This is a genomic window from Paenibacillus sp. MT124, from assembly GCF_058792755.1.
Genome location: NZ_CM179500.1, coordinates 5,410,423 through 5,424,686, shown reverse-complemented (window position 1 = coordinate 5,424,686; position 14,264 = coordinate 5,410,423). Strand labels below are relative to the sequence as shown.

At 45.9% G+C, this 14,264-nt stretch carries 12 protein-coding genes; 10 read left to right on the top strand and 2 right to left on the bottom strand.

Translation table 11 applies throughout. From position 1 onward, the window contains the following. Positions 1–13 precede the first annotated feature (13 nt). The 4 genes from AC3RCI_RS24495 to AC3RCI_RS24480 all read left to right on the top strand — a co-directional run bounded on the left by AC3RCI_RS24495 (position 14) and on the right by AC3RCI_RS24480 (position 5,603). Complete coding sequence (locus AC3RCI_RS24495; protein ID WP_492526769.1) at positions 14–3,511, top strand: DUF5704 domain-containing protein; 3,498 nt, start codon at positions 14–16, stop codon at positions 3,509–3,511. 178 nt (positions 3,512–3,689) lie between these two features. Then, on the top strand, positions 3,690–3,962 hold the full coding sequence (locus AC3RCI_RS24490; RefSeq protein ID WP_492526767.1) for a hypothetical protein: 273 nt from the start codon (positions 3,690–3,692) through the stop codon (positions 3,960–3,962). 32 nt (positions 3,963–3,994) lie between these two features. Next, positions 3,995–5,296 (top strand): lipase family protein, encoded by a 1,302-nt coding sequence (locus AC3RCI_RS24485; protein ID WP_492526766.1) that lies wholly within the window; start codon positions 3,995–3,997, stop codon positions 5,294–5,296. Positions 5,297–5,327: 31 nt separating this feature from the next. After that, positions 5,328–5,603 carry a hypothetical protein gene (locus AC3RCI_RS24480; RefSeq protein ID WP_492526765.1) on the top strand — a complete coding sequence of 92 codons (276 nt, stop codon included), beginning with the start codon at positions 5,328–5,330 and terminating at the stop codon, positions 5,601–5,603. 647 nt (positions 5,604–6,250) lie between these two features. Here the strand turns inward: AC3RCI_RS24480 and AC3RCI_RS24475 are convergent. Next, positions 6,251–6,571, bottom strand: coding sequence for a winged helix-turn-helix transcriptional regulator (locus AC3RCI_RS24475; RefSeq protein WP_095292196.1), 321 nt, complete (start codon positions 6,569–6,571; stop codon positions 6,251–6,253). Positions 6,572–6,987: 416 nt separating this feature from the next. On the opposite strand from AC3RCI_RS24475, the gene zwf reads away from it, so the two are divergent. The 4 genes from zwf to yunB all read left to right on the top strand — a co-directional run bounded on the left by zwf (position 6,988) and on the right by yunB (position 11,567). Next, positions 6,988–8,442, top strand: a complete 1,455-nt coding sequence (zwf, locus tag AC3RCI_RS24470) for a glucose-6-phosphate dehydrogenase (protein ID WP_492526764.1) — start codon at positions 6,988–6,990, stop codon at positions 8,440–8,442. 368 nt (positions 8,443–8,810) lie between these two features. Next, positions 8,811–9,704 carry a phosphogluconate dehydrogenase (NAD(+)-dependent, decarboxylating) gene (gene gnd / locus AC3RCI_RS24465; protein WP_193724207.1) on the top strand — a complete coding sequence of 298 codons (894 nt, stop codon included), beginning with the start codon at positions 8,811–8,813 and terminating at the stop codon, positions 9,702–9,704. 86 nt (positions 9,705–9,790) lie between these two features. Continuing rightward, on the top strand, positions 9,791–10,435 hold the full coding sequence (gene fsa, locus AC3RCI_RS24460) for a fructose-6-phosphate aldolase (RefSeq protein WP_336783094.1): 645 nt from the start codon (positions 9,791–9,793) through the stop codon (positions 10,433–10,435). 256 nt (positions 10,436–10,691) lie between these two features. Continuing rightward, positions 10,692–11,567 (top strand): sporulation protein YunB, encoded by an 876-nt coding sequence (gene yunB / locus AC3RCI_RS24455; RefSeq protein ID WP_336783092.1) that lies wholly within the window; start codon positions 10,692–10,694, stop codon positions 11,565–11,567. A gap of 76 nt (positions 11,568–11,643) precedes the next feature. Here yunB and AC3RCI_RS24450 read toward each other — a convergent pair whose 3' ends face one another. Next, positions 11,644–12,705 (bottom strand): M23 family metallopeptidase, encoded by a 1,062-nt coding sequence (locus AC3RCI_RS24450; RefSeq protein ID WP_419720056.1) that lies wholly within the window; start codon positions 12,703–12,705, stop codon positions 11,644–11,646. A 222-nt stretch (positions 12,706–12,927) separates the two neighbouring features. Here AC3RCI_RS24450 and lipA point away from each other — a divergent pair, with 222 nt between their 5' ends. Together lipA and AC3RCI_RS24440 are read left to right on the top strand one after the other, a co-directional pair. Next, the gene (gene lipA / locus AC3RCI_RS24445; RefSeq protein WP_110756964.1) at positions 12,928–13,827 is read left to right on the top strand and encodes a lipoyl synthase; all 900 of its coding nucleotides are present in this window, start codon (positions 12,928–12,930) and stop codon (positions 13,825–13,827) included. A gap of 14 nt (positions 13,828–13,841) precedes the next feature. After that, positions 13,842–14,237, top strand: coding sequence for a YutD family protein (locus tag AC3RCI_RS24440; protein ID WP_336783088.1), 396 nt, complete (start codon positions 13,842–13,844; stop codon positions 14,235–14,237). Positions 14,238–14,264 lie beyond the last annotated feature (27 nt).

Sequence of the window (14,264 nt, the reverse complement as noted above, 5' to 3'; positions counted from 1 at the left end):
AGGAGACTATGTAGTGACTGGAATCAAATGTGTAGACAGATGTGTTTTTATGTTTCTTATTGGGGTTTTGGTACTTCAGCCAGCCTATGCAATTGGTGCTAGTGCAGAAAGTCAAAAAGTAGTTGCTGTCAGTCCAAAGGAGGAAGATCAGACTGAGTTTAACCTTCTGCCCAAACCGAAAGCTTCACCACCGGGACCAACGGGTTACCAGAAAGTTGTCAATATTGTCGAAGGTTCAAAGAACTCCAGACCTGGAGTTTATTGGACACAAAAGGATAATGGAGACTGGATGGCAAGGACATTCCGTGAATTGGTGGAAGTGCGAAATCGTGGAACGCGTTCTGATCCAGCGCCGGCTGCCAGTTCTGTGAGAGATAAGATAATCATGTCCAAACCGGAATATAAACCAAATAACTATAAAGATCAATTTGGAAATGAGGTATCCACATCTAAAGTAGCCAATGCACATATCTCAAAAGTAGTCTCTACAGAAAAACAGGGAGTGGAGTCATTAATAAAGGAGCTGGAGTTGACTTCTGATGGCACAGCAGTACTTATAACATCAGAAACGGGAAGAAAAGCGGACGATTCAACGTTATATAGATGGGATCACAATGAGGAATTTTCAAAGAGCCCAAGCGGTTATCCAAAGCATGAAGCGATGTATCCAACTCCCTTGGATGTGACTTGGCGAGGCAAGCTTGTTGAACAAAAGAAAATTCGTCTTATGGGAACCCAGCGTCTGGCCGTTGATGAAGAAGCCTATCTCACAGGTGAAGTCGCAACGATGGATCCAGGAGAGAATGCATATGGCAATTGGGTAGATATCTCAACCCGATCTGGTGTGGAATGGAAATCGGATCAAGAAGGCGTAGTTGAAGTTAATTCCAGTGGAAAGATTAAAGGAGTGAGTCCGGGGACGGCGAAAATCTCTGTCCGTTGGAAAAGCGGTGATCCATATCAATACGATCTTATAGCATATTTAAATGTTACCGTTGGCGACGGCCCGATCCAGCATGAACCTGATGGAAAAGCAGCCTGCAGCCCTACAATTAATCCACCGAATGAAGTCGCTTCCCCACAAACGGCATTTATGGATCCGGGAGCCCAAGGGCATATTCATGCAGATGACCCTACAAACGGTATCCATTTTGACGCCACGCGAGGCATTCCAACGTCGGAGCATCTGTATGCCAATACGTGGGCGATGAACTATCTGTTCGAACATACCTTTGGCAAGCAGCAAGGCACCATTACATATGACTGTGAAGCAAAACTGACGTATGTTCGAACCTGGAAGGTGGAACAGCCCGATCTTCCCGGACCAGATGGAACAACGATTCCGCAGGAAGATACAGAGGATTCGGATACAGTCGATGTTACCTACTCATTCAGCTTCGAGCGAAACTATAGCTATTGGAACATCAATAACGTGGAACTGTATTTCATTGATCAGGCGGAGATGGAGAATTACGCCCTGCCAGACGGGGAGCGCATTACGCTGTATCCGCAGGGATATACGCCACCAGAGCTGGAGATGGAACACGACGAAGATGTTGAAATGCATGTGATGCCGCAGGAAACCGGAGAAATCAGCTACGTGCCCCCGGTGCTGGCGAGTGATGGGTATGAACCCCTTGATGTTCCAGATGATACAGAGCTGTTAAAAGGGATGGCCGAGGGGCAAACAGGCCCGCCTGATGTGAAAAATGATGCACTCGACTTTACGTGGGAAGGTTCCTCCACGAAGGTCATGGACGGCAGTGTCGTGGTCGAAAATGGACCTGATCCGACGCAAATTCCGGCACCGACCAAGATCGGTTCATATAAAAACACCGGGGAGCAGGTGCTGTATGCCGATCAGCTGTTGATTCCCATGACTCGTTTGAACAAAGCGAATACGGAGTCCAGAGGAGAAATCCAGTATGCCCTTCATCCGACGACGCTAGGAGGCAGCGGAGACAAGACGTTCCCGGTCAATCCCATTAACACCGTTACGGTTCATACCCCGGTGGTAAACTACTCGCTCGTGTCGGATGACCAGCCGCATAACCAGAAGACCGTGCCCAATATGAATCGATCTGCACTCATTTTGGAGCGACCGTTTACCGTTCGTATCCCAACGAGCGGTCAGCATTTGGATGCGGGTTCCTACCCGGGATATGGAAATCGGGATTATGCCAAGTATTATCGGATTAAGCAAGTACGGTTCCCGTTTGATGTCTATACTGCGGACCGGACGCAATTTATTCCGCGAAACACGTGGATTGACATTCCGGTACCGGTGCTGGACACAACCTTCTATCTCCCCGTGTGGGTAGATGAAGGAGACTACCAGGTGGAATTCCGAAATATCGCCGAAAACGCCCCCTCGGACTACAGTACACAGCCGGAAATTGATGCTCAGCCGGATGCGAATACTGACCTGTACTACCACGTTGCATCGGACGAAGTTTCCGTCGAAGTCATTGGGAGATTATACGATTTTGAGATTACCGATATTGCGGACTACAACTGGGAGCTTGTTTTCCGCCGGTTCAAAAATAGTATTGCGCCAACCTGGATCAGTTACTGGACCGGTACGCAGGATATCGATGGCGACAAGCGGGGCAATAAACCGCAGTTTACCGTACCCATTCGTCCTGGCAGCCATCCGCTGCAAGGCTACCAGAATGTAGCCGTGAAGACGGGATACCACTTCAAGTTTGATTTTAAAACAAAAGGCAATATGTTTGGCCCGAGGGACGGTATACGGTTGACCCCGACCTTTGATTTTGTCACGAAGGATGGGAAGACACGCGTACCCGTGGATCTGTACTACTCCACCAACCAGCGAAACTTTATTCGCATAGGTTCGGCAGAGGACCAAGTGAAGCGGTTCGTCATTCTGAACGATCGGTTGCGTCAAGTCCCCTCGGAGCAGCTGAGGGATACGGCGACCTATAAATATAATCGGTATGGTGAGATCCATCCAGGAATGATGAGTGAACGAGCCTATCAGGACTATTACCGAGATAAATTTACGAAGATGAAAACCCCTGTCGGCGGATACAGCCTGCTGCTCCTGCCTGAGCAACTGCGAACATTTATCGGTCCGAAAACAAACATTCCAACGACCGCGAGTGCGGATGTGCTGCGGGCAAACGCTTCGATCCAGCAATGGTATGGGGAGTACAGTTTACCGGCTGAGCCCTATGTGGTAGAAGCGGGAACGAACCTAGCAGAGTATGGACGTACGCATGGCGGATTGGATGCCAAATCGCCGATTTTCCTGAAGAACGGATACATCGTGGTGAATTTTAACCTGGAGTCCATTCGGGAAGGCAACCTCGCGGCACCACATTTGCAATATATCCACGCACCATTGATGAATCAGTGGCTGCTGGAAGGGTTCCAGCGTCAGGTACAGGATAGCTATGGTAACTCGTTTTCGCTACGAGATGGAGATGTGGTGTTCTATCATGCAGACCGTTCCAGCCGGGATGATTTTAGTGCTCAGGTGCCACACTAAGGCTAAAATAATGTAGATATAAGGATGAGATCGAAGAGAACGGGATCATGAGTTTTCTTCGATCCTTCTCGTTTTTTTGACAATACTCAGAGTAAAGTGAGGGATGACGATGTCCCGGATCGCCAAGAATTTTCTTTTTATTGTTGTAATCATTGGATTATTAGGAGGATGTTCAAGAGTGAACAAGGAAGATCAAGAGATTATAGATCGGTCAGAATCCATAGCAATAAAGTATTTGAAAGATACTTATAATTTAGATGATGTAGTAATCACAAGAAGACAATTACATCCTAAAATTGCAATGTCACAAGTATCTATATATGGTTATGTAGAGGGAAAAGAGGAGCAAAATTTTATCATATCAATAAATTATGAGACTGGATTAAAGGAGATGTTTGCTTTTAGTAAGGAATTAAAAAAGTACTTGTTAGGTCAAGGGTATAATTTATAAATTTTCACTAATTATGGAAGTAGTGTGTATAAATGAATGAATATAATAACAAAAGTAATGAAATAACTGACAAGATTTATAATCAAATGTCGGAAGCTGCTTATAGGGATTTCAATGAAGGTATTGAAGTTGAAGAACTGCCTGGCTGGGAGGTGTTAGATCAAAAACATAACAAATCGGGGATGGATGCAGTGACCTTTTATAACCCGGACACTAAACAAGCGGTGATTGCCTTTCGTGGAACAGAAGGCTCAGGCACTTGGGATAGAAAAGGTCCCGATCTAAAAGCAGATGTATTAAATATTGGTGCACCCGAAATCGGGGCTACCCTAGACAGAGCATATCCCATTTGGCCTGAATCCTGGAAAAAGTATGTCCAAGGAACAGAAGATGCTTTGGGCATTACGTGGCTTAACAATCTAGCTGGAGAAACACGCAAAAGTATAGATAAAGAGATTGGGATAGATAATCAACTCTATGAAGCCGAGGACTACGTAAAAGACATGCAAAGAAAGCATCCGGAGGCGAGCTTTACACTCACAGGACACTCTCTGGGCGGAGCCAATGCGCAATATGCAGCGGTGTACACCGGGTTAGATGCGGTTACTTTTAGTGCTCCAACCGTGGTCGCCTCCTTAACGCCTGAAATGAGACGGAAAGCAGAAGAAGGTACGTTTGACGGTCAGGTCACGAATTTTATTCATCCGGGAGATTTCATTGCGAGTGGTTTTTTTGGCGGATATGAGCGTCATGTGGGATCCACCTTTGTCATTGATCAAAACTATGATGAATTTAATACACGTTATGGCCTCGAGGTGTGGAATAAATGGAATGATACCCTAGGAGGCCCATATTACCATGATATGAAACATTTTAAATTCGACGAGGACGGGTATGTAAGCAATACGCTATACGACGAGATTACAGGAGAGCAGATAAGCTTCTCCCCTCGGAAACCGTCTGATCACAATGTTCTGGATCATGCACGTGAAGCATGGGATACGATTAGTAAAGGATTTAAGTCCGTTGTTAAAGTCGTCGGTGGATACTCGGCAGGAACGATTGAACTGACACCAGAAGAGTTGAGAGACGTCGCTCAGAAATGGAGTCAGCAGGCTCAGGACATGAGCCGTACGTTTGAACGGATTCAGCGTAACTTTTTTGAATATACCGAAAGCAGCCATAGTCAGCGACTAGTGCCGATTGTGCGGGATCTGCAGATGAGCATTAAGCAATTGGATGAGTGGCATCTGGAACACACATCGGATCTAGTCGACTATATCCAGAACAAGGCAGAATCATTTATCCAGGCAGATACTGGAGTAGGAGCTTAATCTAGTCGTATAGAAAGGCAGGAAGATGTGAATGAGTGGTAACAGTATAGCTATGGATCTGGATCAGTTATTACAGGCTGAGCATGAATTGGATCTTATTCTTAGCGAATTGAGAGAGAATGAGAAAGAAGCACGTTTATTGTACGAGAAGCTAAACACATGGAAAGGGCAATCAGCAGATAAACTACGGATTAAGGTGGAAGTATTCTTTTATCAACTGGATACACGGACCCACTTACTTATTAAACAGAAACAAGAAATGTTAGATGCAATCAAGAGAATAAAAGAAGCAGACGGAAGTTATTGATTGTTTTTGGTTTCGGCAGTAGCATCTATATGCTCTTAAACCGAATTTCAAGCTCGTGTTATACATACCGTAACTGTCAATTCTCTAGAGTCTACGCACTGACTGGACAAAGATTCAGGGAGCTTTTAAATAATTGATAAAATACCAGTATCGAGAATTTTTTCTAATGAGATGCTATATTAGATTTAAAGTTTTTTCCTAGAAATTCTTCTTCTTAGAGAAGGTTCCAATGTGAGCTTTTGCAGATTTAAAAAGCATGCTATTCACGGCATTAAAGACAAGTAAAAGTTGTCAGTTTCAATTTAATTCTGACATCTTTTACTTGTTTTTTGACCAATTATTTCTCATGGGAAAATTATTCAAAGTAAGTGCATTATTAATGGATTTTAACATGTCACAAAACCTATCAGAAAAATGGACGGTAATTGGACTACCTTGACCCCCTGGAACTATCCGATCCTACATGTTGGAACAATATAAACGACACATGATGTAACTTTATTGCAACATCAACTGCACTTTTGTAGAGAATTACTCCAAAATACTCCGGTTACCTGACAATTTCCATTTAAACAAGAGAAATGCTATTTACGTATTCGAAAGGGAACGTTATTGAGTGGTTAAACCAATTTGTGTAATAGCAAGCATTACAGCCATTTATCCGCCCATCGCTCCACCGCACTTAATGCCCTTCCCAGCTCCGTCCCTTTGCGGGACAACATATATTCTGTCCGAACTGGTCGCTCTGTAACCACATGGCGCACGACCAGACCTTCTTCCTCCAGTTCTTTCATTCGTTCATTCAGTACGCGTTTGCTCAAGTCAGGGATATAAGCGTGAATTTCACTGAATCGTTTGGGCTCTTCCATCAACGCATGAATAATGAGGGCAACCCACTTCCGGCCAATGATCTGATAAGACTGTTCCACCTTTTCGCATATTTGCTTGGCATTCTCATCATCGCTCATAATAGTACTCCTTTGAATTAGTTATGCTTATTATAGCACTAGTATACTTATTGTAACCTGGTTGTCTACAAGCATTATGTATAAAATATCACATACCAATTGTTTATAATCTTACCACATAAAGCGTTAACAATAAATAAAAACCCTGTAAACACTGGTGTTCACACGTTAGACATGATTGTTGACGAATTGTGACGACAGGTGTAATATGGGTAACGTTAATTCAAATGGTTACAATTTATAACCTTGGTTTAAGGTTGTGGAGAGAAGGAATGTTCCATGGTTAAATTCGGGTATGGTATATAAACGGAGGCAAGGCGGGTCACGCACCCACTTATTCCGTCTTTTGTCATGCTTGGATTTGAACATTTTGCACCATCATATACTATACTGCACAGATCACAGGAGGCACTCCAATGGACGCAATGACATTTGTCCTGTTCGGGGCAACAGGCGATTTAGCCAAACGCAAGATTTACCCTGCATTATATAACTTGTACATTGATCAAAAAATGCCAAAATCCTTCTCCGTTATCGGTCTTGGACGGCGTGAATTGTCGGATGCTGACTTCCAGGCGAATGTCGAAAAGTCACTGCATGAATTCTCACGGCAAACGCCTGAAGAAGAATCCCAGGTACGTGATTTCATTGGAGCTTTCCGTTATTGTTCCTTGAACAATACGAAGCTTGAGGATTACACGAAATTGCTGAAAATCGTCGAGCAGCGTGAACACGAACTGAGCATTCCGGAAAATCGCATGTTCTACATGTCGGTTGCACCAGAATTCTTTGAGCCAATCGCACTGAATATTCAGGAAAGCGGCCTGGGTAACACCAAAGGCTGGAAGAAGCTGATTATTGAAAAACCATTCGGACACGATCTGCAATCTGCACGTGAACTGAATGAGAAACTCAGCAATACTTTTGCAGAGGAAGAAATTTATCGCATTGACCATTTCCTGGGCAAACCGATGGTTCAAAATATTGAAACCCTGACCTATGCGAACCCGGTTATTCAGGCATTGTGGTCCAACCGTTACATTGCCAATGTACAAATCACGGCTAGTGAAACGGTTGGTGTTGAAGAACGTGCTGCGTATTATGACCAAAGTGGTGCCGTACGCGATATGTTCCAGAATCATATGCTTCAATTGCTGATGATGATTGCCCTGCATTTGCCAAAACGCTGCACACCGCAAGAAATTCAGTTTAAAAAGCAAAAGATTGCTGAAGCTCTTCGACCACTAACTAAAGAAAACATCGCTTCTGAGGTCGTACGTGCTCAATACGGCGCAGGCGAGCTGCAAGGGAAATCCGTTGTCGGCTATCTGGACGAGCCTGGTATCCCGGCTGGTTCCCAGAACGATACGTATGTAGCGGCGAGATTATGGATCGATGATCCATTCTGGAGCGAGGTTCCATTCTACATTCGTACAGGTAAACGACTGGCTGAGAAATCCACACGCATCGTCGTTGAGTTTAAGGCGCCGCTCAAAACGGGTCATGAATCCGAAAATACGACCGAGCCTAACCTGCTGACGATTGAAATTGGTCCAGGGGAAAGCATTTCGCTTCAATTGAATGCGAAGAACCCATTGAATCATGGTGAAGTGGAGCCAATCAACATGACATTTGCTTCAGGCAAACGCAATATTCCGGAAGCTTACGAAAACCTGATCTTTGACGCTATGCGTGGAGATTCCACCTTCTTCGCTCACTGGAACGAAGTGGAGCTGGCATGGCAGTGGGTACAGCCGATTCTGGAAGCCTTCCAAGATGGCAGTGTACCGCTGGATACGTACAGCGCAGGCTCGCAAGGACCTGATTCCGCAGATCGTTTGATTGCAGAGAATGGCTATCGTTGGTGGTAAGCACATCTAAGGCTAACTGATTATACCGTTCCAATTTTGCATAAGTCCTTCCGGCCAATGGCCGGAAGGCCGTAAAAATTTTTGATATAGATGTTGCTGAACATGGTTTGTTTTAAGCGGTGTAGTGCAGGGGACGGAATCGATTCTGGAGAAGCGAAGCTAAAAGCTTTCTGAAAGAAAGCTACTCCGGAAGCAAATACTTCGCCTTTGTATTCAAATTTCAACTATATATAGTGGAATTAAGAAATTAGGATACAACAGCGATCGGAAGAACGATCCGTAACCGGAACGGTTACCGCGGAATGCAAGCATGTTGGATACAGATGAAAAAAATGCATTAATAATTGTTCATAACAGGAGGATTTATCATGAAACTTGGACTTATTGGATTGGGCAAAATGGGATTGAACCTGGGCAGAAACCTGATTGATCACAAGCATGAAGTGGTTGCTTTTGACTTGAACGCTGAAGCTGTTAACGAAATGAAAGAATACGGAGCAAAAGGCGTTTCTTCTTATAAAGAAATGGTTGAGTCTCTGGAATCTCCACGTGTACTGTGGATCATGGTTCCTCACAATGTGGTTGATGCGGTACTGGCTGAAGTAAGCCCGCTGCTCTCCAAAGGCGATATCATTATTGAAGCAGGTAACTCCCACTACAAAGAGTCGATCCGTCGTTACGAGGAATTGAAACCATCCGGTATCCACTACATGGATGCAGGTACTTCCGGTGGTATGGAAGGCGCACGTAACGGTGCTTGTTACATGATCGGTGGAGACCCTGAAGCTTGGGCAATCGTTGAGCCGGCATTCAAAGACACTGCTGTAGAGAACGGTTATCTGTATGCAGGTAAAGCAGGTAGCGGTCACTTCCTCAAAATGGTGCACAACGGTATCGAGTACGGTATGATGGCATCCATCGGTGAAGGATTTGACGTACTTGAGAAAAGCGACTTTGACTTCGACTTCGAAAAAGTGGCTCGCGTATGGAACAACGGTTCCGTTATTCGTTCTTGGCTGATGGAGCTGACTGAGCGTGCATTCTCCAAAGATGCGAATCTCGATGAAATTAAAGGTGTAATGCACTCTTCCGGTGAAGGACGCTGGACTGTGGAAACAGCATTTGACCTGCAAACTGCTACACCAGTTATCGCTTTGTCCTTGCTGATGCGTTATCGTTCCCTGGAGACAGATACATTCACAGGTAAAGTGGTAGCAGCACTGCGTAACGAATTTGGCGGCCACGCTGTAGAAAAAAAATAAGTTCATATATAACTGTTAACATATAAGGTTGTTCGGGTAATGAATATCATCGTGTTTATAAATTCATCAAGTGGAGGGAACATATCATGAAATTTTTCTTGGATACAGGGAATGTTGAGGAAATCAAACGGATTGAACGTCTTGGTCTGGTGGATGGAGTCACGACCAACCCGTCTTTGATTGCCAAAGAAGGCCGAGTATTTAAAGAAGTGATTCAGGAGATCTGTGGCATTGTCAAAGGCCCGGTCAGTGCTGAAGTTGTCGGTCTCAAAGCCGAAGATATGTTGAAGGAAGCTTATGAAATTGCTGAATGGGCACCGAATGTAGTCATTAAACTACCGATGACCGAAGAAGGGCTGTATGCTTGTCATGAGCTCACGCAAAAAGGAATCAAAACCAATGTAACGCTGATCTTCTCGGCAGCACAAGGCCTGATGGCGGCAAAAGCAGGAGCGACTTACATCAGCCCATTCGTTGGCCGTCTGGATGATATTGCAGTGGATGGCATGAAGCTGATTCGTGATCTGCGTCTTATCCTGGATACGTACGATATGCCGTCAGAGATCATTGCAGCAAGCATCCGCAACATCAAACATGTTGAAGATGCCGCCCTTTCCGGTGCGCACATTGCGACGATTCCTGGATCGCTCCTGCCAACATTGTGGAAACATCCACTGACAGATAGTGGCATCGAGCGCTTCCTGAAGGACTGGGAAACTGTTCCTAAATAATGTTGCGAAAGACTCATACTTGTATAAAGCATATGGCATAAACGGATCGAAGCCTTCACCTTGCAGAGTAATCTGCAGGTGAGGGCTTTTTTTATTATGAAGAAAAAGAATAGTTACGCCACTCTGAGCGAACCGCCAATTTAATAAACGGATGTTGTCGCTGTCACACGGGTGCTGTCCTTCTTTTTCGGGACAACGGTGCATAAGGATAACATATAACCCTAGAGCTCATCCCGCAGGGAGAGGGGGACACCCGATGATGAGAAAAAGATGGCGGAGCCGAAGACGACGGAAGCCGCCAAGCGGCAAACGCAAGATGTGGCTAATTATTTTACTGGTAGCGGTATTTTGCCTGATGCAGGGCTTTGCGTATGTGGACAAAAAAATGAAGCCGCCAATTATGCATTTGGCCAAAATACGAGTGAAGCAGATTGCTACGGAAGCGATCAACAAGGCCATAACGGCTCAGGTGGCGGAAGGCAAATCGACCGAAGGGCTGATTGACTGGAAAACCGATACTGCCGGTAAAGTGTCCGGTTTCATGCTGAACTATGATGAGCACATGCGCATTACTGCAAGTACGATGAACATTGTGCAGTCCACGTTACAGAACGTGCATATGTTAAAAGAGAAAATCCCCCTTGGTCAGGCTCTTGGTAGCCCGGTCTTGGCATCCTTTGGCCCGAATATTCCCGTTCGTATCGAGCCACAGGGGGCTGTGAAGGTAGATCTGAACACCAGGCAGCAGAATGCCGGAATCAACATGATCCTGGTAGAGGTGTACATTCATATCATTGCTGAAGTGGCCGTGGTGGTTCCCTTCGATATGGAGCCAGAGACGGTAGATACCGAAATACCGATATCCTACCTGCTCGTGGTTGGGGATGTGCCCATGTATTACTACGATAATCAGGGCAAGCCGGTAGGCAGTAATGGCAGCAGTGCGCCATCCATAGCGCTACCATCAGGCCAGCCAGGCGTTTCCGGTGGTACTGGTGTGACTCCGAATCCATCCGGTCAGAACCAGCCACAGATGCCGGGAGGGTCGCTGCAGGGAGATGAGCTGGAGCTTGAACCGGATCTTTCAGGTGAAAACGGAGGGCAGCCGCTTGATACCGACGTGAATCATTAATTGAAATGAGTTGAAATGAACCAAAGAGTCAATCAACAAAAAAAACGGGATCCTCTCCTAAGAGGGTCCCGTTTTTCTATTTGCTTTTCGCCTTGGCTTTTTTCTGCTGGCGCTCTTCTCGTTCCCAATGCTTCAAAAGCGGGTAAGGGTCAAACGACCATTCCGTCAGTCCGGTATCCCGGTAGATTCCGTAATGCAAATGGGGAGGGAATTTGCCCTGGGTACCTGGTTTGCCATAGCCGGAGCTGCCTACCCAGCCTACGACTTGACCGGGGGTAACGACCTCGCCAATATGGGCATTCTTATCAAAACCGGATAGATGAGCGTAGTAGTGATAGTGGTTATTCAAATCACGAATGCCAATCCGCCAGCCGCCAAAGGGATTCCAGCCCTTGATCTCCACGACACCGTAACAGGTGCTGCGCACGGGAAGTCCGTGGGGAGCGAAAATATCTGTTCCCTCATGGATACGATAACCACCCCAGCTTCGTTTGGTCCCCCATGTGCTGCGATAGGAATAATTTGTGCCGAGCGGCACGGGAAACGCATGGGTAAACAAATCGATGCTGTCAAAATGCTCATATAATTTCGCAAACTGCTGAATACGCTGCACGGCCCGGGTATTATGGTAATACTCCCACAGGGCAATGCTGAAGTCCTCCTGACGGGCACCAAATCTCTGAATGACGTTCGCCATACTGTACAGCACATCCAAGTCGTTGTTGGCATCCGCCAGTCCGTCTCCCGATCCATCACGGCCGTATCCATTAAAAAAAACGATGGAGCCCGGCTGTTGATCCGTCTCATCCGGGTTAAGCCAGCCTCTCCAGGCGGGAGATGTCATGAAAATCCCGGTCAGTCGCTCTGGGTGCTTGCGGTCTTTGGGATGAGCACGCGTCAGAGTTCGTTCATATTGGTCGATGGCTGCGAGTCTGAACCAGGGGATGCCGGTTATTTGTTCAATGCTCTCATATAAGCTTCGGCGTGCTTTTAAAATCTCCGCTGGTTTCATTTCGGCAGGTTCCGTTTTGGATGGCGCAGCAGAGGATTCACCATGAACATCAATAACAGGCAAGAATGGGAGAAGCAATGTGCCTGCAAGTAGGGTTTTAGTCCAAAAAGAGTGAGTGAAGCGCATTTTGTTGCGATTTTGCACAGGGAAGCAGCCCCCTTTCCATTGAGATGATGCACAGGCGTGCCCGGTGAACCAAGCTATAACCTAGCGTTCTTCAAAAGTCCTTATTTTATCCGTGTAAGGGTGGATTGCACAAGATGTGACAAATGGGGGTTTTTCCAACGCTTTCATGGTATAATATGTTCCGAGCAACAGCCTAACTTCATTAGAAAGAGGGTTTACGCATTGGCTAAACGTGTTAAGGAACCGAAACCGGACTGGATTCGGATTAAATTGACAACCGGCGATAACTATCAGGAAATGAAAACGATGATGCGTTCGAAGACGCTGCATACAGTATGTGAGGAAGCAAGATGCCCGAATATTTATGAATGCTGGGCCAATCGAACAGCTACTTTTATGATTTTGGGCGACATTTGCACACGGGCATGCCGCTTTTGCGCGGTGAATACCGGCTTGCCAACGGAACTTGATTTGCAGGAGCCAGAACGCGTCGCAGAAGCTGCGGAGCAAATGAACCTGCAGCACTGTGTTATTACAAGCGTCGCTCGTGATGATTTGAAGGATGGCGGAGCGACCATTTTTGCCGAGACGGTAAAGGCAGTTCGACGCCGCTTGCCTTTATGTAGTGTAGAAGTGTTGATTCCGGACTTCCTGGGTGATCGGGATTCCCTGAAAATTGTCATGGATGCCAAACCTGACATTCTCAATCACAACATTGAGACGGTAGAGCGGTTATCGGACAAAGTCAGAGCCAAGGCCAAATACAAGCGTTCACTTGAATTGCTTGCTCGTGCCAAAGAAATGCAGCCCAACATTCCGACCAAATCCAGCATTATGCTGGGTGTAGGTGAGGAATACCAGGAAATTTTGCAAACCATGGATGATCTGCGTGCTGTGGATTGTGATATCATGACGATTGGTCAGTACCTGCAGCCATCCGAGAAACATCTGTTTGTTGAGAAATATTATCCGCCAGAAGAGTTCGCAGCATTGAAGCAGGAAGGATTGAAACGTGGATTCAGCCACGTGGAATCCGGACCGATGGTACGCAGTTCCTACCATGCACATGAACAGGTTAAATCTGCTGCAAAACATGCGGAACAGGCGGCAACACACGCATAATGGAGGACACTGGATTGGAAGAAGAAAAAAGCACTGAGCAAATTCAGGACACGGTCCAGGATCAGCCTCAGGATAAACCAGAAGAAAAAGTACAGGAAAAAATTATCGTTCAGGTGAACGGTAAAAATTATGAGATTGTGCAGAACCATAAAGAAGGCTGGAATCCGGAAGTTTTCCGCGACCGGTACAGTGAAGTGCTGGAGCGCTACGATTACATTATCGGGGACTGGGGCTACAGTCAGCTGCGGCTCAAAGGCTTTTATCGTGATAATCATCCCAAAGCCACGAAAGATTCCACCATCTCCAGCATGGTGGATTATATCAATGAATATTGTAACTTTGGCTGTGCTTACTTTGTTCTTCAGAAGAGCAAAGAACAGCCTCAAGCCAAAGCAAAAAGCGGCTCCTGATAAGGGCCGCTTTTTTTGTGCATGTTA

Coding starts and splice junctions, on each gene's coding strand:
- AC3RCI_RS24485 (WP_492526766.1), top strand. CDS start 3,995: ATGAATGAATATAATAACAAAAGTAATGAAATAACTGACAAGATTTAT.
- AC3RCI_RS24480 (WP_492526765.1), top strand. CDS start 5,328: ATGAGTGGTAACAGTATAGCTATGGATCTGGATCAGTTATTACAGGCT.
- AC3RCI_RS24475 (WP_095292196.1), bottom strand. CDS start 6,571: ATGAGCGATGATGAGAATGCCAAGCAAATATGCGAAAAGGTGGAACAG.
- zwf (WP_492526764.1), top strand. CDS start 6,988: ATGGACGCAATGACATTTGTCCTGTTCGGGGCAACAGGCGATTTAGCC.
- gnd (WP_193724207.1), top strand. CDS start 8,811: ATGAAACTTGGACTTATTGGATTGGGCAAAATGGGATTGAACCTGGGC.
- fsa (WP_336783094.1), top strand. CDS start 9,791: ATGAAATTTTTCTTGGATACAGGGAATGTTGAGGAAATCAAACGGATT.
- yunB (WP_336783092.1), top strand. CDS start 10,692: ATGATGAGAAAAAGATGGCGGAGCCGAAGACGACGGAAGCCGCCAAGC.
- AC3RCI_RS24450 (WP_419720056.1), bottom strand. CDS start 12,705: ATGCGCTTCACTCACTCTTTTTGGACTAAAACCCTACTTGCAGGCACA.